Below are 24,959 nucleotides of genomic sequence, written 5' to 3'. Positions count from 1 at the left end.
AAATGTCACCGAGCACCGCCGATGCTTCGGCCACTGCGGAGGTTTTACACGGGCGGCTCGCGCAACAGGTTCTCGGCCATAAAGGAAACAAATGCGGATACCTTAGGCGAAGGATGCCGGCTTGCCGGCCAGAGGATGTGGAAAGCACCAACATCCTTCAGATAGTCATCCAGCACGCTGACAAGCGTCCCCCGACGAAGCTGTTGCCAGATGGCGAACTGTGGCAGACAGGCAAGCCCGAAGCCCTCCTCCGCAAGATAGATCTGTGGCTCAAGCGTGCTCGCCACGGAGGCCACGGGAAGAACAAGTTCGGGATCGGTGCTCTTTGATACCAATGGCCAGAGCTCCAGTTTGCCGGTCGAGGGGTATTTATGGTGATGACAGGCATGGACCAAGAGATCGCAAGGTGCGGAAGGCACGCCGCGTGCTGCGAGATAGCCCGGTGAGCCAACGATCCGATGGGAAAAGCTGCCTGCCCGGCGCATCATCAATCGTGAATCCCGGGCTTCACCCGTCCGGATCACGGCGTCGAAACCTTCATCGATCACATCCACCAGCCGATCGGTAAAATCGAGATCAAGCTCGATCTCTGGATAGGCGCGCATGAAAGACATAACTGCGGGCATCATCAACATGCCGATCAGCGGCAGGCTGACCCGCAGTCGTCCACGCGGCGCTTCACGAATCTGCGACAGCTCCAACTCGGCGGCTTCGACTTCACTGAATATGCGCCGGCAGCGATCAAGGAACAATGATCCTTCCGCCGTCAGCGTCAACGAACGCGTGGAGCGATGGAACAGACGGACGGCAAGCCTTTGCTCCAGGCGCGCAACAGCTTTGCCGACTGCGGAAGACGAGATGCCAAGCCGGGTGGCGGCTCCGGCAAAACTGCCGGCATCCGCCGTCTGGACGAAGGCATTCAGCGCGCTGAGGTGCTCCATGCGTTAGTTCCTTTTGCGGACATAAGTGTCCGATATTATCGGAACACTGGCATTATTTTCCCGACATGGCGACCGTCATATTGTCGACCCATGACAAATGCACCCATATCCTCCAAACTCACCGCTAATCCCTCCGCGCCCAGACGCCTTCCCTTATCCGGGTTGCTTGCGCTCGCCATGGCCGGATTCATCACAATTCTCACTGAAGCCCTGCCTGCGGGCCTGTTGCCCCAGATCGGCGCAGGGCTCGCCATATCGGATGCGCTCGTCGGCCAGATGGTCGCGATCTATGCGGCCGGGTCGCTCATCGCTGCGATCCCGTTGACGGCGGCAACGCAAGGCATCCGTCGGCGACCGCTTCTGCTTGCTGCTGTCATGGGGTTCACTATCGCCAATACGGTGACGGCCATCTCCCCTTCCTATCTGGTGACTATGATCGCGCGGTTCTTTGCGGGTGTTTCGGCCGGCCTGCTTTGGGCACTGCTCGCCGGTTATGCGGCACGCATGGTGCCGGAGGCCCTCAAGGGACGCGCCATCGCCGTTGCGATGGCGGGCACGCCAATCGCTCTATCGGTCGGCATCCCGGCCGGCACTTTTCTGGGAGCGCTGATCGGCTGGCGCGCCTGTTTTGGTCTTATCAGCGGTCTGACGCTGCTGCTGATTGTCTGGGTCATGGCAAAGGTGCCGGACTTCGAAGGGCAACCAGCGGGCCATCGCCACCGGCTTGGCCAGGTCTTCGCCCTGCCCGGTGTGCGCCCGGTGCTGTTCGTCACCTTTGCCTATATCCTCGCCCACAACATTCTCTACACCTATATCGCTCCATTTCTCGCTGCGGCCGGCATGGCTGCACGTACAGATCTAGCCCTTCTGGTTTTCGGTCTGGCAGCGCTGGCGGGTATCTGGGTCGTCGGTGGGCTTATCCACCGTCGGCTGCGCGCCCTGTCGCTTGCCAGCATCGCCCTTTTTGGACTTAGCGCATTAGCGCTAGCGCTATGGGGCAGGAATCCGACCGTCATCTACAGCGCGATTGCAATCTGGGGCCTTGCCTTCGGTGGTACCGCCACGCTGTTCCAGACTGCCCTCTTGAATGCCACGGGTGATGCTGCCGATGTCGCGCAGTCGATGCTGGTCACCGCCTGGAACCTGGCAATCGCCGGCGGCGGCATCGTCGGCGGGCTTGTCCTTCAACAGACCGGAGTCGGCGGTTTTGCCCCTACGCTCCTGATCCTCCTCGTGCCGGCCTTCATCACGACCCTCTGCGCCCGCAGACATGCCTTCCCGCCGGCTACCCGTATCTGATCCAAAGGAAACTCCCGTGACATCATCCCATTCTTCGATCGTATCGCGCCTCGACGCCGTCATCGGTGGCGCGATCGCAGCCGAACGCATCGTCGGCGCCGTCGTCCTCGTCTCGCTTGGTGGCGAAACAATTTATTCAAAAGCGACAGGCTTCGACGACAGGGAAGCCGGTCTTCCGATGCGCACCGACGCAATCTTCCGGTTGGCCTCCGTCTCGAAACTTTTCACCGCCACCGCAGTCATGGCCCTGGTCGGACGCGGGCAGCTGGATCTTGATCGACCGATCACCGAATGGCTGCCGAACTTCGCCCCAACCTTCCGGGACAAGCCCGCTTTCATCACGCTGCGTCATCTGCTCAGCCACAGCGCAGGACTGAGCTACGGCTTCTTCGAGCCGGAAGGTGGGCCACTTGCGCAGGCCGGCGTATCCGACGGCATGGATCGCACGGACCTGACGCTTTCGCAGAACATCGATCGCCTTTCTGGCGTTCCACTTGTCTTCGAACCCGGATCGGCGTTCCGTTATTCGCTGGGTATCGATGTTGCGGGCGCGGTGATCGAGGCCGCAACCGGCGTCAGCCTACCGGAAGCCATGCGGGATCTCGTGACTGGACCGCTTGGCTTGCAGGACACCGGCTTCACGCTGTCCGACATATCCCGGCTCGCTGCGGCATACGCCGACGACACAGCGAAACCGCGCCGCATGCTCGAACCGGATTGCCTACCATTCCTCCCGGGAATGGCCAGCGTCACCATGGATCCGGCGCGCGTGTTCGAGCATAAGGCTTTTCCATCGGGGGGCGCCGGCATGGTGGGCACGGCATCCGAAATATTGCGGCTCATAGAGACATTGCGACAAGGCGGCGGAGAGCTGATGATTGCCAAGCACACTTCCGAAATGGCACGCGACCAGATTGCCGGGATCGAAATCGAAGGCTCGCCCGGCCTGGGTTATGGTCTCAGTTTCTCCATATTGCGTGACAGCAAGCTGGCAGGAACGGCTGAGCCGCCCGGCACCTGGCGCTGGGGCGGTGCTTACGGCCACAGCTGGTTCAGCGATCCACAGAACGGTCTGACAGCGGTCGCTCTGACAAACACGGCGTTCGAAGGGATGTCCGGCGCCGGCCGGTTCTCTGCCGATCTCAGCCGTGCAATCTACGCTGCAATCGGCAAGCCGAACTAAAAGACACTGGGGCGTTTACAGTGCTGTGGCTGGCAGCCGGGCGATCAAACGATCGCCCGGGAGGTGCCTCGGACATTCACCGGCGAACCCGCTACAGTCGTAAGCTCGACCTCGATCCGGCACGGCTCGCCCATATCCTCGCCTTGGCGGATGGTGATCAAACTACCTTCAATCGCCCCGAGATCGCGTAGCATTCCGGCGAAGGCCGCTGCGGCCGCGCCCGTTGCCGGGTCTTCGAGGACCCCACCGATCGCAAATGCATTGCGCGCATGGTAAAGCGCCCCACTCTCCCGATATACGAACGCAACCGTTCCAATACCGTGGCTTCGCATGAAGCGACGCCCGCGATCCAGATCATAGTCCATCCGGGACAGAGCAGACCGTGATCCGAGCGGAACTATCAGATGATCGACGCCGGCATTTGCCTCGCGTGGTGGAAGATCCGGATCGAGATCGCCATGGGTATAGCCGAAGAGATCGAGTGCTTCGGCCATGAGCGCCGAGTTTGCCGGAGCGCTTCGGGTTGGCGGCGAGCGCAGAACGCTTACCCACACCCCGTTCCGGTTCTCCACAGAGACCTCGATATTGTCATGCGCGAGAGCAAGCGGATAGCTGGACGGGCCGATTGTTTGGCCAAGAACCGCGCCCAGGGCTATTGTCGCATGACCGCAGAACGCTACTTCTGCCTCGGGCGAATAGTATCTGACGCGCCAAGAGCCATCGCCATTCGGGCAAGCAAAGACCGTCTCCGAATAGCCAACCTTCGCCGCAACCTGCTGCATCACTTCGGCTGATGGCAGTTGCTCGGATAGAGCGACACCGGCGGGATTCCCACCCTGCCCCCGATCTGTGAACGCCGCGATCCTGTGAATATGCATATATCACGCCTTTCATGCTTGCATCTGGCCATGCACGATAGCGGTTTGTATGGATTAAGTACTGTCCCTATAGAAACCATGACGCCAAATTGTGTTTCATTTTGAAAGCCATTTCTCCGAGGGGATGCAATGAAGAAAGTAGCGCTGGATGCGCGCGATCGCGCAATTATCGATGAACTGCTGAAGGACAGCAGGGCAAGCCAGCAAAACCTGGGAAAGCGCGCAGGCATTACAGGACCAGCGGCAAGGGAGCGAGTGAGACGGCTTGAGGACGAAGGCATCATCGAGGCCTTCACGATAGATGTGAGCGCAAAATCCCTCGGTTACGCGCTTGAAGCGATCGTTAGGATCGAGCCGCTACCCGGCAAACTTCATATTGTTGAACGCGCATTGCAGGAAACACCGGAGGTCGTTCAATGCGACACGGTTACCGGCGACGATTGCTTCATCGCGCGCATGGTGTTGCGAGACATACAGGATTTGAACAGGTTGCTAGATCCGCTTCACGACAAGGCTCGCACGAATACCAGCATCGTGAAGGGAAATCCGGTGCGCCCACGCCGGCCGCCATTTCTGAACGAGCAATAGGGATCTCATTGAAAGTCACCCACTACACCATCTAGCCTCGCTGACGGCATTGGTGCGGCACCTTGCGCATTGATGTCTGGTAACGCCCCATCTCTGTAGCGATTGCCAGCATTTTCGGTCGCTACGTTAATTACCAGTGCGATGATCGCCAACCGATCGTACCGCTGTTCAGAGCCCAAGACCGGAGATAGACTGTCAGGAGGTGACCAGGGCCGCTTCAAAGGCCGTCACATCCGGCACGAGGAGTGCCCGGGGTCTGAGGAGTTCGGCAGTGGGAGCAAGGGATCTCGTCGCAGGCTTGTCTGTTGCCGGACTGATGTTTCCCGAAGCTGTCGCCTATGCCGGTATTGCGGGGCTGGCGCCACAGCATGCACTTGCCGCTGCGATAGCCGGATGCCTTGCCTATAGCGTTTTTGGTCGCAGTCGTTTCGCGATCGTCTCGCCGACGTCATCTTCCGCTGCCATTCTTGCGGCAACGATCGCGGCCCTTCCGGGATCGGCGGCAGACAAGTTGGTCCTCGTAACGTTGATGGTTGCGATTGTCGGTCTGTTGTTCATCGCGGCGGGTATGTTGCGCCTCGGCAATCTCGCCGGCTTCATCTCGCGGCCAGTGTTGCGCGGCTTCGCCTTCGGGCTGGCGATCACAATTATTGTCAAGCAATTGCCACTGATAACCGGCATTGGTGCGCCCGGCGGAAATATAGGCGAGCAGCTCCTTGCTCTGGCTTCGACTTTTCAACAATGGCACAGCACAAGCGTCACGGTCGGATGCACAGCCCTCGTCGCCCTTCTGGCGCTACGCCGCTATCCTTTCCTGCCAGGCGCCTTTATCGTGCTCTGCGCGGGCATTGCGTTCACGAAGCTTTTCGCCCTCGAGGCCCATGGAGTGGCTCTGGTTGGCTCTATCTCCATGTCTCTGACTTGGCCTACATTTTCGAGCGTGAAATGGGCCCAGATTCGGGAGCTGCTACCCTACACATTCCCGCTGGTGCTCATTCTGTTTGCCGAATCCTGGGGTACGATACGTTCACTATCGTTGCGGCATGGCGAACCAGTGTCTGCAAATCGTGAGCTTTGCGCACTTGGTGTAGCGAACCTTGCCAGCGCCATGGTCCAGGGCATGCCGGTCGGCGCCGGGTTCTCCGCCGGTTCAGCCAGCGAGGCAGCAGGCGCCGACAGCCGATTAACAGCTGTGGTCGCGGGCCTTGGCCTGATGCTGATCATTATACTGGGTGGCGGACTGGTCGAGGCACTTCCCGAGCCCGTGCTGGCCGCGGTCGTCATCGCCGCGCTCACCCACGCGCTCGATCCTCGCCCTCTGCTCCGACTGTTCAGGCTGAAGCATGATATCGTCATCGCGCTGGCGGCGGCCTTCGGCGTGATCATCTTCGGTGTGGTCAACGGGATCGTGGTGGCTGTCGTCCTGTCGTTGGCAGCCCTGCTGCGAAAGCTCTCCACACCCTATGTGGCCGCGCTCGGCAGGGTCGGCAAGGGACATGATTTTGTCGACGTCGCGCGCCACCCCGATGCCAGCCCAATCGCCGGTGTAGCGATCTGGCGGCCGGCTCAGCCGCTATTCTTCGCCAATGCTGATGCGATCCTGACCGAAACTGCCGCACGGATCGCCAGGGCTCCCGGAGCGACATCGGTCATTGTCAGCCTGGAGGAGAGCTTCGATCTCGACAGCACCGCTCTCGATGCGCTTCTGGAATTCGACACGCTCATCCGCTCGCAAGGACGACGCCTGCAATATGCAAGGATGCATGATCGCGTTCGCGATCTGATCGGGCTTGCCGAACCCTCTGTTCTCGCCCATGTCAGTTACAGTGTCGACGACGCGGTCAATGCCTTGCTAGCCGATCAGGGAGACCAGAAATGACGACGTCCTACGAACCGCAACTACAGCCGGTCGCCATCGACGAATTGCGTCCGACCCAAATGACCGTTGGATTTCGTGAAGTTGCAAACAAACGCCTGCAATGGCGCGCGCATGCGAGCAAGAACGGTCCGGAGTTCCTCGGACGCCATATGGTCCCGGTCGTGATCGGACCGAAACAGCGACCATATCTCATCGATAACCATCACCTTGCTCGGGCACTGCAGGAGGAAGGCGTCGTGCACGTGCTGACCAGCATCGTTTTCGATCTCAGCCATCTGGAGAAGCGGGAATTCTGGACAGTCATGGATCACCGGCGCTGGATGTATCCGTTCGATGCAAAAGGCGAACGACGGTCCTGGCGTGACCTGCCGAAGGCGGTCGCGGACCTCACCGACGATGCATACCGTTCGCTCGCCGGCGCAGTGCGGCGAGCTGGCGGCTTCGCCAAGGACACGACACCGTTCAGCGAATTCATGTGGGCGGACTTCCTGCGAACCAGGGTCGATGCGAAACGGGTCGATGAGGATTTCGAAAGAGCTACACAGGATGCGCTGAAGCTTGCCCACGGGGCGGGCGCAAAGTTCCTGCCGGGCTGGTGTGGGATTGCGGACTGATCGTGCCGCACCTGCCAATATCCGAGAGTTACGGGTAGGCTAAATCTGCCCACACCCAATTTCCTCGCTTTTGAACGGATGTGAACCGCCGCAACCCTGATTTCGTTTATAACGCATTGAAATAAATTAATATTATCTAAAAACCAAGGGTACATCGAAATCTGCAATTCATAGTGCGCCGTGACGCATGGGCGGATTGTCGAGATCTTCACTTTCCCGTTGTCGCCCTGTCCTCGATTTGCAAAAACCGAACGACATAGATTAAACCCGTGGAACGCAATTCGCTCAGGCGGCCAACCGCTGGCAGATGGTCATGTTCGGCTGCCGCATCCCCATTGGCGACCTATCTAAATCAACTATGACAACTGATCTGATCACAAGCCACCCTGCACCTGCAGAAATTCGATGACGGAGGCAACGCCATCACCGCGTTTCATGTCTGAAAAGATGAAAGGGCGGTCTGCCCGCATTCGCTTGGCATCGTGCTCCATGACGTCGAGATCAGCCCCCACATGCGGGGCGAGATCCATCTTGTTGATGATCAGAAGATCGGATCGCGTGATCGCAGGACCTCCCTTACGCGGGATCTCCTCACCCTGGCAGACGGAGATGACATAGATCGTTAGGTCGGCAAGATCGGGCGAGAACGTCGCGGAAAGATTATCGCCACCCGACTCTATAAAGATAATGTCAAGCTCGGGGAAACGCCGGTTGAGGTCGGCGATAGCTTGAAGATTGAGCGATGCATCCTCGCGAATGGCAGTGTGCGGGCAGCCACCCGTCTCGACACCGACAACACGCTCGGACGGCAGTGCCTGCATGCGAACCAGAGCCTCGGCGTCCTCCTTAGTGTAAATATCGTTGGTGACGACGGCAACCGAGTATCTGTCGCGCATGGCCTTGCAGAGCTTTTCCGTCAACGCGGTTTTGCCAGAGCCGACAGGCCCACCGATGCCGACACGGAGGGGACCATTCTTCGATGACATCGGAAGCTCCCGTTCTGAAATCCGACAAGAAGGGCAGACCTCTGGTTACGCGGGAAGATGCAGAGCTGTGCCCGCCACCTTTTTTAAAGCACTGTGGACCGCCCTGTATACGGAGCAGGCTGACCAAAATGTCCATGAAATAGGCATCCCGTCCCTAATCCTGACGCACCGAAGGCGCGAACTTGACAGGGCGGCGAATGCCCAACCTATCTTCGCAGTGTTTCTCATCAAAGGAGAACGACAATGCGCAAGAACACGTGGCAGGCATGTGCTTTGGCACTCAGCCTGATATTGCCGGTATCGCTGCCTGCGCCGGCCTATGCCCTATCGATAAACATTCAGGTCGGTTCCAACCTCAATTCCGGACGCGCGATCACCTGCGGGCAGGGGCAGCGGCTTATTCAAAACCGCGGATTCCGCAATGTACGCCGCATCGACTGCAGGGGACGGGTCTTCGTATATCACGCAACCCGTGGCAATAGCCGCTTCGAGATCGGCCTTAGTTCGCGAACCGGCCGGGTTGTCGATATTCATCGATTGCGTCGCCGATAGGAGTTCTTCGAGGAATCGGGGTAAGCAGCTCCTGACAACCGAACATTCCCCCACGTGATTGAAGGAGTGACCATTTGCCGACATGCCGACATTCTCGATGAGACGGAACATGGTTGGAGGCGCTCTGCGGTTGCTGCGCTCCCTTTCGGCCGGCGGCCTCGTTCTCGGCACGATCTTTTTTGTAGCCTCGCTGACCCCGACGCTCATTCCCCGGAGCCTGCTGATGCAGGGCGGGCTGTCTGGAGGCTGTTTTGCCATCGGTTATGGCCTCGGCGTCGCCTGGCGTTGGTTATGGCGCTACATGCAACTTCGCGAACCGCGCGACCGCTATCGGAAAATCATGAAGATTGGCGCGTTCGCCATCTGCCTGCCGCTGGCAATGCTGTTTCTGTACAAAACCACCGGATGGCAAAACTCCATTCGTGAGCGGATGGATATGGAGCCCGTCGGTAGTGCCCATCCTATCGAGATCGGCGTCATCGCCCTGTTGGCGTTCATCACTCTGTTGATGCTCACCCGATTGTTCCTGGCTGTCGTCAATCTGATTTCCAGCAAGGCCGACCGCATCCTTCCGCCCCGGATTTCACGCGTAATCGGCTTTTCGCTTGGGATCGTACTGTTCTGGTCAGTCGCGAACGGCCTCCTGATCCGTTACGCGCTACATGTCCTCGATTCATCCTTTGCGGCCTTTGACGTCATGTTCGAGCCGGACCAGGATCAGCCCACATCTCCGCTCCAGCCCGGCAGCCCGGCCTCGCTTATATCCTGGGCAGAGCTCGGACGGACCGGACGCGGCTTTGTTTCGTCCGGACCGAGCGCAGACGACATCGCAAAATTCACGGGCCAGGCGGCACAGCAGCCGATACGGGTCTATGCAGGCCTGCGATCCGGCGGCAATGCAAAGGAACGCGCGAAACTGGCTTTCGAGGAACTCAAGCGCGTCGGCGGCTTTGAGCGCTCCATTCTTGTTGTCATCACCCCGACCGGAACCGGCTGGATCGATCCCGCGGCAATCGACACAATCGAGTATCTTTACCGAGGCGATGTGGCGAGCGTCGCGGTACAATATTCCTATCTTTCAAGCCCGCTTTCCCTGCTGGTCGAGCCCGACTATGGCGAGGAGGCGGCGCAGGCGCTGTTCGCGCAGATCTACCAATACTGGACAACGCTGCCCCATTCCCACCGACCCAAGCTCTATCTGCACGGGCTCAGTCTCGGCGCCTTGAATTCGGAACGCTCAGCCGAGCTTTTCGAAGTTCTCGCCGATCCGATCCAGGGCGCTTTATGGAGTGGCCCGCCTTTTGCAAGCAGGGTGTGGCGCCAGGTCACGGAAGCGCGCAATGCCGGATCGCCCGCATGGCTGCCGCAATTCCGCGATGGCTCGACATTCCGTTTCATGAACCAGAATGGCACGACAGCACTTGCTGAAGCGCCATGGGGGCCAATGCGGATCGTCTATCTGCAGCACGCCAGCGATGCGATTACGTTTTTCGATTATCGCGACCTCTATCGGCAACCCGACTGGATGGAAGCACCGCGCGGCCCGGATGTCAGCGATCAGCTGCAATGGTTTCCCATCGTGACGATGCTGCAGCTCGCGGTCGATATGATGGCGGCAAATACCACGCCGATGGGTTTTGGCCATGTTTTCGCGCCGGAACACTATTTGAGAGCCTGGCTTCTCGTGGCTGATCTTCCAGGGTGGAGCCCGCAGGAAATCACTAGGCTCGCCCATCACCTGACTGAACAGCGGTCAATAAGCAACATATCCGCCGATTAGCCCGGCAACTGCTCCGCCTGTGGCTCTTCTAGCGCACCGCAGATCTCCGCGATCCAGCGCGTCGATGAAAACTGCCCGCAGAACGTCAAGACGGTGATCATGATCGGGACGCCGATAAAGGCTCCGAAAACGCCCCAGACATAGGACCAGAAAAAAACGGAGAACAGTACGAGGACGGGAGACATTGCCAGCGCATAACCGGCAACCCGCGGTTCGATATAGCTGCCGATGATGAACTGGATGACGTTGAGGCCGGCAAAGATGAGGATGGCCGCCTCAGGTGATCCGAATTGAGCAAGGGCATAGGCACTCGGCAGAAGGGTCGCTACGAACGGTCCCATAAAGGGAATATAGTTGAGCGTGAATGCAATCACGCCCCATTCGGCAGCAAAGCGCAATCCGAAGGCGGCAGAAAGAGCCCAGACCAAGGTGCCTGTCGCAATGCTCATGATCGTTCGCACCAGCATGTAGCGTCGCAGCTTGGCCGCGGTCAGATTGCCGCCATGTATTATGGCATCGGACGTTTCGGTGGCCAGGGCCTGACGGAGGTTCACGGAAACGGCTTGGGTATCAAGCAAGCCGAGCAGGACATAGATGATCACGACGACCCAGAACGAAATCGTCGTGTTCAACCGGCTTGTCACGCCCTGCAGCATCCGGAGAAGCCAGCCGACGTTGAAATGTTCGGCCCATACGCCCGCAATGACGATGCCATGCCCTTCCAGCCATTCGGCCATTTGACCGTAAAGGGCCTGAAACCTTGCCCCGTCCGCAACAACGGAGCGGCCGATACGCCCAAATCCCCAGGCGGCGATAGATGTGAGCGCGACAAACACGCAAATGATGAGCCCAACCACCAAGGCGAGCGCCAGCAACCGAGGCAGGACGCGCTGCAGCTTGTTTTGAAACGGCCAGACGAGCGCGATGATGAAAAGCGCACCGGCAACGGGCGCGAAGACAGCTGCCGCAATCTGCAGCGCCGAGATCACCGCGATAGCTGCTATGATGAAAAACATGGCGGCTATCGCTCGGTCGTTCATGAGGACGATGCTCCTTGTGCGCCCTTCATGATTTTCACCTGCAAAGGATGGTGGCTGTCATCCATGAAACAAAGCCAGCGCTCCATCCTTTGCCAAGGATCTGTAGGCGGGATAGCATCATCCGCAAATATTGCCGAGCGGACAATGCGCTGCCTGTCCCCGGAACAGGCGCACAGTCTCTAATCGAGCATCGTGATCGAAGCTCCGTCATATCAGCGGAAATCGCTAATACGGCCAGATCATCGGGACAATGAAAACCGCCACGATGAAGAACCAGACCATTAGGGGGGTGCCAAGCTTCCAATAATCGCCGAACCGGTAGCCGCCGGGGCCCATCACCATCATGTTGGTTGTCGTGGCAATCGGTGTCATGAAGGATGCGGAACCGGCGATGCTGAGGCACATAAGGGCCGGCTGCGGCGCTATGTGCATGCCCGCCGACGCCGCTATGGCAATCGGAATGACAAGCATCGTCGTGGCGGTATTACTCATGATCTGGCCGAGAAAAGCCGCGAGCAGGAATAGGCCCGAAAGCAGTGCCGTCGGCCCGCCCGAACCGACGACCGACACGAGCTCGTCCGCCACGAATTTCGCCGCGCCGGATACCATCATTGCGGTGGAGATCGGCATCATCGCGCCGACCATGATGACCGTGGTCCAGTGAATGGAGCGGTAGGATTGCTCGACGGTGACCACCCCGCAGGACATCAGGATGCCGGCACACAGAATACCCGCCACGGCCGGCGGCACAACATTGGTCGCCAGCATGAAAACAAGGGCGATCACCGTTCCGATAGCGATCTTTGCCCCCCGCCCCATGGGCACGGCCTGCCGCCGCACGAGTTCGGGCGAATCCACGACCAGCACGTCGGGATCATCCAGGCGCAGATCGAGAGCTTCCCAGCTTCCCTCAAGAAGAATGGTGTCTCCCGCCATGAGTTCGGGCTTCGTATAGTCGATCTCGTCTCCGCCTCGCTGCACCGCCAGTACGACCAGGTCACCGCTTTCGGTCGCAAGGCCCGGATACATCGGCTGCCCGATCAGACCGGAGCGCGGCGGGATCATCACTTCGGCAAGTCCCGAGCGGCGATTGAACGCGGGATGGCCACCTGCCGCCGAGGCATCCTCGCGAATGGCCAGATGCAGCCGGCACGCCATGTCCACGACGGCTTCGGCAGTGCCCCGCACAAGCAGGTAATCCCCCGGCGTCATCGCCCGATCCCGAACAGGCAGTCCGGACGCGGAAGATTGAACGGCCATCACCTGAACGTCGTTCAAATTTCCAGACCCGATTTCATCTGCAGGCAAACCGACAAGCGGGGAGCTCTCCCGGATACGCAGACGGAACAGGCCACCCATCAGCCCGTAATGCTCGACGAGGGTCTGAGCATGCCGGCTGAAATCGGCAGGCAATCTCACATTGTTCTTCCAGGGAAGAAGGTACTTGCCCAAAACAAGAATGATCAGCACGGTGCCGGCAAAGAGCGGAATGCCGACAAGCGCAAATTCCGCAAAACCGAACCCTCTGAAGCCTGCATCGTCCAGGGCCTCTGAGACAAGGAAGTTCTTTGGGGCGCCGGTCAGAAGCAGATTGGATGCCGCATGGGCCGAATATGCGAGCGGCATCAGCAACTGCGCAGGTGATTGCCCCAGCCTGGCTGCAGCCATCACGGCAACCGGCATCAACGCCGCGACGGCACCGCTTCCACTGATGAGCGAGGTCAGGCATCCGACAGTGATCATCAGGATGAGGAGAAGCCGGATCCTGTTATCCCTGCCGGCCCAAGCTACGAGAATTTGGCCGGCCCATGTCGTCACGCCCGCTCTTTCGAGCCCGGCGCTCACAATAAAAAGGCTGGCGATAAAAAGGACTGCCTGATCGCCGAAGCCGGCAAGGGCCTGATCCAGGGTGACGAGGCCCGTGGCCCACAGCGCAAGCGCCGCTCCGCAGGCGACGACAATCACCGGCAGCCTGTTCCACGCGAACAGGGCTACTGTGGCAACGATGATGAGACCGATGCTCTGAATGGCGGTCACGTTTCATCCCTATTTCATAAGCCAGGCTCCCCCACATCGCAGCGGTATCATTCGCCTGGCCGAGATCGACCACCATTCCAAGTATAAACGACCGCCGGAGATCGGATGGTGAAGCAGCCCTCGCATGTGATCTGGGTTATGCGTTTGCCGGGGCCGCTTCGACTTCGGCCTGAGCGGCAGAAAGCGCCTCGCGCAGAACCGCATCCTTCGTCTCATCGAACGAGGTTTTTAGCAGCTCGCCACCGACGCCCCTAAGATCGGCAAGAACCTTGTCGGTCGTCATCTTGCGCACGAGAAGGAAGAGCCCCGCCGTTCCCGGCTGTAATGCACCGGCAGCATCTTTCATGAACTCGTCGTTGATCCCGACGTCGCTCAGTCCACCGCCAAGCGCGCCCGACGCTGCGCCAATTGCCGTTCCGAAAAGCGGCATCAGGAAGATCGCTCCGATCAAGGTCCCCCAGAACGCACCCGAAAGGGCGCCACGTGCCGTCAGGTTGACGAGCTGATTGAGCTTGATCTGTCCCTTTTCGTTCTTGACGACGACGACGGCATCACCGAGTTCGATGAGATATTCCCGCTGGAGCGATAATACCTTCTGACGCACCTCTTCCGCCTTCTCTTCCGTCGGGAATGCGATGAAAACCAGGTCGCTCATAATCGAGATCCTTCCAGTGAAAAGCCAATCACGCGGGATGCGCCGAACCTCACCCCCAGGTGCATGGACATTGCCGGCCACATACAGTCCGGGTCGGATGGATGTCGGCCATTCTCCTCGATGCTATCAATTGACGGCGCGGCTCGGATGAGCGGCGAATCCCAACACTGCGCTGCTTGTCCCATTATGCTCGCGAAGACGCTCGCTTGCCTTGGTCACGGCGGTCAGTGTCGCGTACCGCTCGCCGTATCGAAGATCAGAATGGGGGTGGTGACGACAAATGTCGCCGCGGCGCCCAGCGCGTCGATCGCCACCGCCGGACGTGAAACATCGGCATCGGTGATCACCTGCCCCTGCAACAACCGGTCCCCGATCAGCCGTACGGCTTCGGGGCTGGTCGCATAAAGTGCGTGATTGACCCGGTCGCCCAAACTGAGAGCACTGAGATCCAGAACCGTGATACCCTTCAGGTCGGAGAGTGCCTGCCGGTATTTTTCCTGCGAAAGGTCGATCCTGCCAAGCCGCGCACCGCCGCGCGAAATGAATTGCGAAAGCTGCAGCGCGCGATCATTTCGCGCCACAAAGATCGTTATCTTCGGGCGCCTCGGCCCCATGTCTTCGACCTGCCGACGGAAGACGCCGACGTCAAGGTCGGGCGATGCGAGAATAAGGCTGGTGACCTTGGCGGGAACCCCGCCGCGCTTCAGAGCGACCTGCCTGAGGGCTTCGACTGCAAGCCATGCCCCCATTGAATGCGCCAGCACCACGACCTCATCGATGGAGGGGCTGGCGATGGACGCCTCCAGCAGGTTTGCCAGATCGCTTCGTGAGTAGGACGCGTTGTCAAAATCGCGCTTGTAATCGAGGAACTGTCCTCGGGACGGCCAGGAAAAGAGGATCGGCACCGCTTTGGCATCGGAATCATGCACCAGCTGCGCAAAGCGGAAAACGGCCCGATCAAACGTCGTGCTATAACCGTGTACGAAAACGAAGGCGCGGCGCCTGTGCGCCCCATCGGCGCGAAAGGCGTTCGCGATGTCGTTCCGGCTGATGGACGTCACTGCCGTGGCAACGAAGTCCCGTTTCGCGTCTCCGGGCATCTGCCGCGGCAACTGTACCGTGCCGGCCTTGCGATCGCGCGGAATGGAAACGACGATCCGGCTATAGGCGACAGCATCGCCCCGATCGCCGCCGAACAGCATGCCGGGGTTGTCCACCGGCGCACGGGTTGTCGCCGCGATGAGGGCGATCCGGTCGGTATTGTCGGCAGGCGGCGCGATGCCGAGAAGTCCCGTCTGCGGCGTGGTGCAAGCTATCAGTCCAGAGTGGAAAACAACGAGCGCAAGCAGGTTTTGCCAGCGCATTTCCTTACCTCCACACGTCACGGCATCGAGCTATGTCTTCCATTGGGCGGTCAATATCAGTCTTGGGCGAATGTTATACTCGGCAGGACTTTTAGCGCGGTCAAGCCTTTGTCCAGTAGAAACAAAGGCCACCTGCAACTTCGGGACGGGGTGCCCAGTTTCGGGACTTTCAGCTCATGACTTATCCAGTCGCGGGGCTAATCTCGTACCGTCGGATCGAGATGGCCTGCCTCATGCTCGGCAATGTCAGACGCCCGATCTCGAACCGCCCTTGTCTTGAGGAACAGCAGGATTGAGCCCGGTAGCCACGATCGTCACTTCGACGTTGGCTCTTCGCGATTTCGTCGTCGTCGCCCCATTCCTCTGGTCATTCCAGAGAGCATCCGCTCGCCGGGGTCTGAATCGGCAAACTTTATCAGCGGAACCAGAGAGGAAGAGCCATGCTGCGGATAGGGAGTAAGTATCGCCACCTCGTCCACGATGCGGGTTGCGGCTGCTTGACACCGGACCTGCAGAGAGCGGCACATCGGCTGGAAGCCCTGTCCAGACGTGGCCTCCTTTCCGGGCTGGCGGCGACCGCGATAGCCGGCGCGATCCCGGCACGCGGCATCGCGCAGACGCAAGCCAAGCCGATAAAGACGCTGCTGACCAACGCGCGTCTGTTCGACAGCAAGGCTGGCACGGTCGTCGGCAATGTGCAGGTGCTGGTAATCGATCACCAGATCGCCTACGTGGACCGTACGCGGGCGCCGGCGCCAGAGGGTACGACGGTTATCGATTGCCGGGACGGGGTGATCATACCGGGCCTGATCGATGCGCATTGGCATACGATCTTCGCGGCAGTGCCGCTCAATCAGCTTCTTGGTGGAGATCCCGGCATCATTTTCGCTGCATCGACTGCAGAAGCTCAGCGCACCCTGATGCGCGGCTTCACAACCGTTCGGGACCTTGGCGGACCTGTCTTTTCATTCAAGCAGGCAATCGATGCCGGGATTGTGCCCGGACCACGGATCTATCCGTCCGGCGCCATGATCACCACATCCGGCGGACACGGAGATCTGCGTCTTCCCAACGAGATTCCAAGGGATGGCGGTAAGTTGAGCGGCAGCGAACTCATGGGTGGTGCTGCCGTCGTCGATGCGGTCGGCGACTTGCGGCTTCGGATACGCGAGCAGCTTCTGCGGGGGGCATCGCAGATCAAGATCGTCGGCAGCGGAGGCGTCTCGTCACCGCGCAGCCCACTGGATATGACGACTTTCAGCGAGGAAGACCTTCGGCATGCCGTCGGCGTCGTTGCCGACTGGAACACCTATATCGCAGTCCATGCCTACACACCGCGCGCCGTACAGCGCGCGCTGCGGGCCGGAATATCCTGCATCGAGCACGCGCATCTGATCGACGAGGAGACAGCGATCATGATCGCCGAAAAAGGTGCATGGCTCAGCACCCAGCCGTTTTTGACGATGGCGGATGCAGCATCCCAAAGCGGCGTTGGCGCAGAGCGGGCGGAGCAGATTTTCAAGGGTACCCCGGCATTGTATCAGTATGCGCGCAAGCTCGGCATCAAGACCGCCTGGGGCTCGGACGTGCTCTTTTCGCCCGAACTCGGGCCCCGGCAGAACGTCATGCTCACTCATCTCGGCAATTGGTACTCAAACGCCGAGGCCCTGCAGATGGCGACCTATGGCAACGCCCAGCTGCTTGCGCTTTCCAACCTGCGCAATCCCTATGCCGGCAAGCTCGGCGTCATCGAGAACGGCGCCCTTGCCGATCTGGTCGTCGTCAACGGCAATCCGGTCGAAAACCTCGCCCTGATCGAGGATCCACAAAAGAACTTCTCGCTGATCATGAAGGATGGTCACGTTCACAAGAACACCCTCTGATTTTCGAGATTCCGGCAGACAGCGCGCGGCATCGCTTCCCGGCTGCCGGTCAGATCGGAGGGATGGTTCATCCCGGCACAATTCCAGTTTGCGGCCTGCGAACGAGCAGGTCATGACAGGAGCCGCGAAATATCCCCTGATATACTGATAGCCGAAGCAATCGGCATTTCTGTTCGCGCGGCGAGCGCGACGCAGGTGTAGGATTTTCTTAATGATATCCGCCTGCAATCCACCTCCGCTCCATCGCCAAGGTTGCAACTGCTGAAAAAATGAGCTTCCCTCACAATTTCACCGGCGTAGTCCGGTGCCGACTACCTCATGTTTGTTTTATCTGTGAACTCAGGGAGGGATATCATGGATGCACGGGCAAGATGTGGGAAACTATCGAGCGACATAATCGTCGACGAACCGCTGCGATGCGCAATCGAATGCGATACTGATTGTGTCCGCGCGTCGGATCGTTTCGAAGTCTTCCGGAACTGGCATTCGGCGGTCATGAACGTCGAACTGAAATGCGGTGACGTCCTGAGTTTCGAAGCCAAAGAGAAGATCTGGCAGATCGGCGAAATTGCATTTGCGGCGATCGATCATTCCCCGCTGCATCTCCTGTGCTGGGAGCACAAGAAAAAGCCGGCAGTGGACAATTGGGTCGTCACCGTCAAAGCCGCCACTGCCGACGGCCCCAAAAATCCCGTTTCCAACCAGCGGCTTCGAATAGCCAATCTCGTCGTACCCGGTACCTATGAAAGCGAAGGCAGCCTGATTGCGCTTTTCCTTCCCTACGGCGCGGTGGACGCTCCGCTTCATCCCGAGATCGCTGACCATGCCGCCGAGTTTCTCGCGGACTACCTGATCCTGCTTTCGCAAAATCTTTCGCATCTGAGGCGGAGTGATGTTTTCAGAATCGGCGAAGCCACAATACACTTGGTTTCCGCGGTTCTCCTGCCGTCTCGCGAAAAGCTGGCGCAAGCGCAGGCACCCATCGATGCGGTGATAACCACCCGCGCCATTCGCGCAATCGACGCCAGACTTGCAGACGCGGATCTGAGCCCCGAGCGTCTTTGCAGGACGATAGGCGTTTCCCGCTCGCGGCTGTACCGCATTTTCGAGCCTGCCGGGGGCATTTCCAACTATATCCGCCGCAAACGCCTGCTGGAGACGCGCCGCGCATTGTCGGATAGCAACAACGTTTATTCCATCTCGCAGATCGCCGAGAAGATGGGATTTACCGATCCTTCCAATTATAGTCGCATGTTCAAGCGTGAATTCGGACTTTCGCCGAAGGAAGCGAGAATGCTGGGCTGGCAGGGAATAGTGACATCGGAAACCGTCGGTTCCGATGTCACTATCGGCACACTCAACTCGCTGCTTGTCAGCAATTCGCTTGGCTTAACGAACTTCCATTCGTGATCGCTTTCCAGCTTTCCCGTCTTCCCCTGCGCACCCGGAAACAAATGGACACCGCGCACAGGTTTGGGATCAGCTGCATATGTCCAAACGTGCGCATATCTCTATTTTTGTAGGAATACTGCAAACGCCCATCCCTTGGCAGAGTGGGCTGAACTCTCGTCTGAATTCATTTTCGGTGTGACTGGAACGGCTTCGCGCTCTCCATCTGGCTCCCTTGCGGCCGTGAGCTGATCTTCTCCTGCGATTGCTGTCCGGCCTGGAGTCTTGATCATGAATCTTGGTTTCGCATCCGCTTCTCCCCCTCATCCTGATGCTTTCCCATATCCGCGACGCCAATCCAGTCTGCGTCGGAATACGACATGTCTGCAGCCTGTTTCATCGTGCATCCAGCGATGTTTCATGTTTGCTCGAAGGATGGGGTGAGGCCATGCAGCACGACACGCGCATTGCCGAAAGAAGCGATGGCCAGGCGTTCTTGAACTGCATCGTCGACGTCGACACGTCAGAGGCGCCGCCTGCCGAACAGTTTGACCTGTACAGATCCTGGAACTCCGATCTCGGCGATGTCGCGCTGCTGTGCGAGAAGTTCCGGGCGTTCAATGCACGCCAGAAGGTATGGCGGATGGGGAACCTTGCGCTGCTGTCGCTGGATTATCCCGGCACAGGCTATCACCGGCGGTGGAGCAGCAAAAAGAACCCGGTCTTCGACCACTGGATCCTGAGTGTTCCGCTCATCGCCGGTCCAAGCGGCATAAAAAAACATTCCGGAGAATTGCGCTGGCATTGCCTTGCCGCACCCTATGAAGCTGAAGGCAAGGATGATGGTACGCTGGCCCTTATTCTGCCTCGTGACTTCGCGTTCACGCAACCATCGGAGCTTTTAATCCGGCCAGAAATGGCAAGCTTGATCGTCGATTATATCGAGCTTCTCCATCGCTCGCTTCCGTATCGAACCGAGCGGGATGCCGAGCACATCGCAACTGCGACCACCACGCTGCTTGCTGCCTGCATTACATGCTGCCGCAATAAGCTTGAAGAGGCGGAAGGGCCGATCAACGCGGTGATCATAGCACGAGCGAAAAAACATATTGCCGCACATCTCGCCGACCGCAATCTCTCACCCGACACGATCTGCCGCGATCTCAACGTGTCGCGATCCCGTCTGTACCGGATCTTCGAGGCAGCAGGCGGCATTTCGAATTATATCCGGCGCCAAAGGCTACTTCGGACGAAGGATCTGCTTTCCGACGAAACCAACAAGCGGTCCATTTCGTCGATCGCCGAGGAATGGGGCTTCATGGACCCCTCGACCTTCAGTCGCACATTCCGCCGTGAATTCGGATTGACGCCGAAGGAAGCTCGCAATGGCGGCTTGCTCCAGCTGGACAACCATATTCCGCTTTCCGGAACTGGCGACGGCAACAAACCATCCCTGCATACCATCATGGCACAAACAGCAGCAGCATACGGATTTGCCGGCAGCCTACCCTGATCGCCCCGGAGCTGGACGAAGCCTGCGTGCTGCCGTTCCAACCTTCGGGCAATGCCTATTGACGCTTTCCGGAGTACCCCAGATGGAAATTCCCAGCAGCTTTTCGATTGCTTTGATTGCCGCATTCATTGCCGCCTCGCCAGCACTGCCGGTTTCTGCGCGGGCAGACGACACGCCGAAAGTTGCGACAATGAAGGTTACGCTTGAGGATGTTTCGCCGGAATACGAGTTCGTGGGGCGCGTGGAAGCGTTGAATGCCGTCGACATTCGCTCGCGGATCGACGGCTTCATCGAGGCGCGGCTTTTCGAGGAAGGGGCGGTTGTCGAAGAAGGTCAGGAACTTTTCAGGATCGATAGCCGGGCATTCGAAATTGCGCTGTCCGACGCGAAGGCCAATCTCACACGCGCCAATGCAACCCTCCTCGATGCGGAGCGGCAGCTTGCACGCAATCAGACCTTGAACCAGAGCGTTGCCCGCGCAACGGTCGAACAGAGCGAAACCGCACGCGACACGGCCGCAGCGGGCGTTCAATCCGCTGATGCCGCCGTGCGGCAGGCCGAACTCAATCTCAGCTATAGCCATGTCACCTCTCCGTTGAAGGGACGTGTCGGAACGGCGGCGTTATCGGTCGGAAGTTTTTTCACCGCCGCATCCCCGGCTTTGACGCGCGTAGTGCAGATGGATCCGGTCCGTGTGGTGTTCTCGATCAGCGACCGCATATTGCTGGACTTGAGGAAAGCCGCAGGCGGGGCGAGCAAGGACGAGCTGGCCCGTCGATATGAAACGCGGCTGAGGCTTTCCAACGGCGAGATCTATTCGCAACATGCCCCGATCGCGTTTCTGGGAAGCGAAGTCGATGAAAGCACCGGGACCCTCGCGATCCGCTCCGTCTTTCAAAACAGCGACTTTCTGTTGATCCCCGGCCAATTCGTCACGGTGGTCGTCGCCGAAATCACCCGGCTGGAACGTCCGACCATCCCCTTGGGCGCCGTACAACAGGACCGCGCGGGAAAATACGTCATGCTCGCCACACCGGATCGGAAGGTCGAGCAGCGCCGGATCACCGTCTCCGAACAGCGAGACGGAAGCTGGATCGTGGAGCGCGGGCTGAAGGGGGGCGAAGATGTGATCGTCGAGGGGCTTCAGAACATCACGGAAGGATCGACAATCGAGATTGTCACCCCCCCTGCTCCAGCCCAGCCGTCGGTGTCGAAATGAATATTTCCGCTCCCTTCATCGGCCGTCCCCGGTTCGCGATGGTGATCGCGGTCGTCATGCTTATTGCGGGCGGCGTCTCGCTTCTGCAGATCCCGGTCGCGCAATTCCCCCAGATCACGCCGCCGGAAGTCCAGGTTTCAACCATTTATCCGGGCGCGAATGCAACGGTGATGACCGATAGCGTCGGTGCTCCGATCGAGGAGCAGGTCAACGGCGTGGAAGGCATGCTGTACATGTCCTCTTCGAGCTCCGACAACGGCACCTATTCGCTCACTGTTACGTTCGAGGCAGGGACCGATCCCGCGATTGCGCAGGTCAATGTCCAAAATCGCCTCGCGCTGGCAACGCCGCGCCTTCCCGCCGCTGTTACGCAGGCGGGCGTGACTGTCCGCAGCCGCTCGTCCAGCATGCTGCTTGGCTTGGCGATCTATTCGCCGAAGGGAACGCGCAACGACGTGTTCATCAGCAATTATGCAAACGTGAACATCCGAGATGCGCTGGCCCGCCTGCCCGGCGTCGGCGACGCGAGCGTGTTCGGGCCCACCTACAGCATGCGGATCTGGATGATGCCTGACCGGATGGAGGCACTTGGCATCACGGCTTCGGACCTGACCGCCGCAATCCAGGCGCAGAACGCCCAGGCATCCGCCGGTCAGATCGGTTCGCCGCCGGCAATGACAGGACAGCAGTTGCAGCTGACCGTAGCCGCGCGCGGGCGGCTTGCCAGTGAAGCCGAGTTCGGCGACATCATCGTTCGCAGCAACCGCGACGGCGGCATTGTCAGGCTGCGCGATGTCGCCCGTATCGAGCTCGGTGCCCAGTCCTACGACACCGCCTCGACCCTCAATGGCCGTCCGAGCGCGACGGTCGTCGTCTACCAGTCGTCCGACGCAAATGCCCTTGCCGTGTCCAATGCCGTTCTCGGTGAACTGGACAGGCTTTCCACCCAGTTCCCGGAGGACATCGCCTATACGCTCGTCTTCGACACGACCTCCTTCGTGCGGGAGACGATCCGCGAGATCTTCGTGACGCTTGCGATCACCTTCCTGCTCGTCGTCGCCGTCGTCTACGCGTTTCTCCAGGACTGGCGCGCAACTCTCATCCCGACCCTGACGATCCCCGTCTCACTGATCGGCGGATTTGCGGTCCTCTATGCACTGGGATATTCCGCCAATACGATCACGCTGTTTGCCGTCATTCTGGCGATCAGCCTCGTCGTCGACGACGCCATTATCGTCGTGGAAAATGTCCAGCGGCTGATGACCCAGCGGGCGATCGACATTCGCGCGGCAACTCTTGAGACGATGCAGCAGGTAACCGGGCCGATCGTTGCAACCACCCTGGTTCTCGCCGCACTCTTCGTCCCGGTCGCATTTCTGACGGGCATAACAGGTGAGCTCTACCGCCAGTTTGCCGTCACGATCCTTGTCACCGTCGTCTTTTCGACGATCAACGCCCTGACCCTCAGCCCTGCCTTGTGCGTGCTGATCCTGCGCCCGTCGCCGGAACGCAAGACCGGCATCTTCGGCAAGCTGAACAACGGCCTGGACGCCTCCCGCCGCTTCTACCTACATCTGTTTGCGCTATTCGCGCGGCGTCTGGTGCTGAGCGCTGTGCTTTTGGTCGCCGTCCTCGGGGGCATCTATGGCTTCTATCGCGTTCTTCCGACCGGCTTCGTGCCGGCCGAAGACCAGGGATATCTGTTCATGAACGTGCAGCTTCCGAATGCTGCCTCCCTGGAACGGACACAACAGACGATGGTGCAGGTCAGCGCGCTTCTGCAGCAGACGCCCGGGATCGCCAATACGATCGGCATTGCCGGTACCAGCATGGTCGGCGGCGGCGGCTCGAACAGCGGAATGATCATCTCGGCGCTCAAGCCCTGGGGCGAACGCGGATCGGACCAGAGTGCCTTTGCATTGATCAATCGGCTGCGTCCCCAGCTCGCGGCGATTTCGACCGCATCGATCGTGCCCTTCAATCCACCGGCAATCCCCGGTCTCGGTACCACCGGAGGCTTCGATTTCCGCCTGCAGGCGCGTGCGGGCCAGAGCCAGCAGGAGCTTGCCGAGGTCATGCGGAACCTTATTGTGCGGGCGAACCACACGCCCGGCCTTGCGGGCGTGTTCAGCACGTTTTCGGCCGATGTGCCGCAGCTCTATCTCGATATCGACCGGAAACGGGCCGAACTCTACGGTGTTTCGCCGGCCTCGATCTTCAGCACATTGCAGGCACATCTGGGATCGGCTTATGTCGATGACTTCAACATCTTCTCCAGGGTTTATCAGGTTCGCCTGCAGGACGAACCGACCTATCGCCAACGCATCGACGACATTGGGCGGCTGAGAGTAAGAAGCCAGTCCGGTGCGCTCGTGCCGCTGCAAAGCATGCTTTCGATTTCCACGATCCACGGGCCGAGTTCGGTCAATCGTTATAACCTCTTCTCGTCCGCCTCGATCAACGGCCAGGCTGCCGGCGGGACAAGTACCGGCCAGGCGCTGACGCTCATGGGCGATCTGGCCGAGGCGGCGTTGCCGGTCGGGTTCGGTTTCGAATGGACGGGACTGGCGCTGCAGGAGCAGCAGTCCGGCAACGAGACCGTGATCATCCTCATCATGGGTATCGTTTTCACCTATCTCTTTCTTGTCGCACAATATGAAAGCTGGAGCGTGCCGGTTGCCGTCATGCTGTCGGTCACCGTGGCGGTGGTCGGCGCTCTTGGCGCCCTCGTCATCGGCGGCATCGATCTTAACATCTACGCGCAGATCGGCCTGCTGCTGCTTATCGGCCTTGCGGCCAAGAATGCCATCCTGATCGTCGAATTCGCCAAGGAGCGCCGCGAGGAAGGCATGAGCATTCTCGAAGCGGCAACCGAAGGCACCTCACAGCGGTTCCGACCTGTCCTGATGACTGCGCTCGCCTCGATATTGGGCGTCGTGCCATTGGTGGTCGCGACCGGCGCGGGTGCCGGCAGTCGTCAGGCGATCGGCTCCACCGTTCTGGGTGGGCTGCTTCTCGGCACCGTCCTTGGCCTCGTGGTGATCCCCGTTCTCTACCTGATGGTACAGACCGCGCGGGAGAGCCTGAAACAGAGGTTGTTCGGCGTCAAACCCGATGCTGCGCCGGATATGTCAGGGCGATAGCCTGCGCCCGATTCCA

The 24,959-nt window shown here is 59.5% G+C and carries 19 protein-coding genes; 12 read left to right on the top strand and 7 right to left on the bottom strand.

All coding sequences use genetic code 11. The annotated features are described in order from the left end of the window. Positions 1–44 precede the first annotated feature (44 nt). Positions 45–941: a LysR family transcriptional regulator gene (locus tag FHW37_RS28455; RefSeq protein ID WP_145642613.1), complete on the bottom strand. Its 897-nt coding sequence runs from the start codon at positions 939–941 to the stop codon at positions 45–47. A gap of 177 nt (positions 942–1,118) precedes the next feature. Between FHW37_RS28455 and FHW37_RS28450 the strand changes: the two genes are divergently transcribed. Next, positions 1,119–2,240: an MFS transporter gene (locus tag FHW37_RS28450; protein ID WP_246690971.1), complete on the top strand. Its 1,122-nt coding sequence runs from the start codon at positions 1,119–1,121 to the stop codon at positions 2,238–2,240. Positions 2,241–2,256: 16 nt separating this feature from the next. Continuing rightward, positions 2,257–3,423, top strand: a complete 1,167-nt coding sequence (locus FHW37_RS28445) for a serine hydrolase domain-containing protein (RefSeq protein WP_145642609.1) — start codon at positions 2,257–2,259, stop codon at positions 3,421–3,423. A gap of 44 nt (positions 3,424–3,467) precedes the next feature. On the opposite strand, the gene FHW37_RS28440 is transcribed toward FHW37_RS28445, so the two are convergent. After that, the gene (locus FHW37_RS28440) at positions 3,468–4,301 is read right to left on the bottom strand and encodes a PhzF family phenazine biosynthesis protein (protein ID WP_145642607.1); all 834 of its coding nucleotides are present in this window, start codon (positions 4,299–4,301) and stop codon (positions 3,468–3,470) included. Between the two features lie 129 nt (positions 4,302–4,430). Here FHW37_RS28440 and FHW37_RS28435 point away from each other — a divergent pair, with 129 nt between their 5' ends. From FHW37_RS28435 to FHW37_RS28425, 3 genes are all read left to right on the top strand, one after another. Next, positions 4,431–4,889: an Lrp/AsnC family transcriptional regulator gene (locus FHW37_RS28435; RefSeq protein ID WP_145642606.1), complete on the top strand. Its 459-nt coding sequence runs from the start codon at positions 4,431–4,433 to the stop codon at positions 4,887–4,889. A gap of 271 nt (positions 4,890–5,160) precedes the next feature. Further along, positions 5,161–6,768, top strand: coding sequence for a SulP family inorganic anion transporter (locus tag FHW37_RS28430; RefSeq protein ID WP_145642775.1), 1,608 nt, complete (start codon positions 5,161–5,163; stop codon positions 6,766–6,768). After that, the gene (locus FHW37_RS28425; protein WP_145642604.1) at positions 6,765–7,382 is read left to right on the top strand and encodes a ParB-like protein; all 618 of its coding nucleotides are present in this window, start codon (positions 6,765–6,767) and stop codon (positions 7,380–7,382) included. Before FHW37_RS28430 ends, FHW37_RS28425 begins: the two co-directional genes overlap by 4 nt. Before the next feature lie 374 nt (positions 7,383–7,756). On the opposite strand, the gene ureG is transcribed toward FHW37_RS28425, so the two are convergent. Continuing rightward, positions 7,757–8,368 carry an urease accessory protein UreG gene (gene ureG, locus FHW37_RS28420; protein WP_145642602.1) on the bottom strand — a complete coding sequence of 204 codons (612 nt, stop codon included), beginning with the start codon at positions 8,366–8,368 and terminating at the stop codon, positions 7,757–7,759. A 243-nt stretch (positions 8,369–8,611) separates the two neighbouring features. Between ureG and FHW37_RS28415 the strand changes: the two genes are divergently transcribed. Both FHW37_RS28415 and FHW37_RS28410 read left to right on the top strand, forming a co-directional pair. Further along, positions 8,612–8,920: a hypothetical protein gene (locus tag FHW37_RS28415; protein WP_145642600.1), complete on the top strand. Its 309-nt coding sequence runs from the start codon at positions 8,612–8,614 to the stop codon at positions 8,918–8,920. 97 nt (positions 8,921–9,017) lie between these two features. After that, positions 9,018–10,700, top strand: coding sequence for an alpha/beta hydrolase (locus FHW37_RS28410; protein WP_145642773.1), 1,683 nt, complete (start codon positions 9,018–9,020; stop codon positions 10,698–10,700). Here the strand turns inward: FHW37_RS28410 and FHW37_RS28405 are convergent. The 4 genes from FHW37_RS28405 to FHW37_RS28390 all read right to left on the bottom strand — a co-directional run bounded on the left by FHW37_RS28405 (position 10,697) and on the right by FHW37_RS28390 (position 15,796). Then, positions 10,697–11,740, bottom strand: coding sequence for an AI-2E family transporter (locus tag FHW37_RS28405; protein ID WP_145642598.1), 1,044 nt, complete (start codon positions 11,738–11,740; stop codon positions 10,697–10,699). The genes FHW37_RS28410 and FHW37_RS28405 overlap by 4 nt on opposite strands. Before the next feature lie 225 nt (positions 11,741–11,965). Further along, complete coding sequence (locus FHW37_RS28400) at positions 11,966–13,777, bottom strand: SLC13 family permease (protein ID WP_145642596.1); 1,812 nt, start codon at positions 13,775–13,777, stop codon at positions 11,966–11,968. Positions 13,778–13,913: 136 nt separating this feature from the next. Further along, positions 13,914–14,432 carry a DUF1269 domain-containing protein gene (locus FHW37_RS28395; protein ID WP_145642594.1) on the bottom strand — a complete coding sequence of 173 codons (519 nt, stop codon included), beginning with the start codon at positions 14,430–14,432 and terminating at the stop codon, positions 13,914–13,916. 224 nt (positions 14,433–14,656) lie between these two features. Then, positions 14,657–15,796 carry an alpha/beta hydrolase gene (locus FHW37_RS28390; protein WP_145642592.1) on the bottom strand — a complete coding sequence of 380 codons (1,140 nt, stop codon included), beginning with the start codon at positions 15,794–15,796 and terminating at the stop codon, positions 14,657–14,659. Positions 15,797–16,236: 440 nt separating this feature from the next. Here FHW37_RS28390 and FHW37_RS28385 point away from each other — a divergent pair, with 440 nt between their 5' ends. The 5 genes from FHW37_RS28385 (at position 16,237) to FHW37_RS28365 (ending at position 24,943) form a co-directional block, all read left to right on the top strand. Then, on the top strand, positions 16,237–17,679 hold the full coding sequence (locus FHW37_RS28385; RefSeq protein ID WP_145642590.1) for a metal-dependent hydrolase family protein: 1,443 nt from the start codon (positions 16,237–16,239) through the stop codon (positions 17,677–17,679). Between the two features lie 354 nt (positions 17,680–18,033). After that, on the top strand, positions 18,034–19,089 hold the full coding sequence (locus FHW37_RS28380) for a helix-turn-helix domain-containing protein (protein WP_186458449.1): 1,056 nt from the start codon (positions 18,034–18,036) through the stop codon (positions 19,087–19,089). 427 nt (positions 19,090–19,516) lie between these two features. Further along, complete coding sequence (locus FHW37_RS28375) at positions 19,517–20,581, top strand: helix-turn-helix domain-containing protein (RefSeq protein WP_186458448.1); 1,065 nt, start codon at positions 19,517–19,519, stop codon at positions 20,579–20,581. Between the two features lie 82 nt (positions 20,582–20,663). After that, the gene (locus tag FHW37_RS28370) at positions 20,664–21,800 is read left to right on the top strand and encodes an efflux RND transporter periplasmic adaptor subunit (protein WP_145642585.1); all 1,137 of its coding nucleotides are present in this window, start codon (positions 20,664–20,666) and stop codon (positions 21,798–21,800) included. Next, a complete protein-coding gene (locus FHW37_RS28365; protein ID WP_145642583.1) occupies positions 21,797–24,943 on the top strand; it encodes an efflux RND transporter permease subunit in 3,147 nt (1,048 codons plus the stop codon). The genes FHW37_RS28370 and FHW37_RS28365 overlap by 4 nt, the downstream gene beginning before the upstream one ends. Positions 24,944–24,959 lie beyond the last annotated feature (16 nt).

It is taken from the genome of Neorhizobium alkalisoli, assembly GCF_007829835.1.
Lineage (GTDB): Bacteria > Pseudomonadota > Alphaproteobacteria > Rhizobiales > Rhizobiaceae > Neorhizobium.
This window is presented reverse-complemented; position numbering and strand designations above follow the sequence as displayed.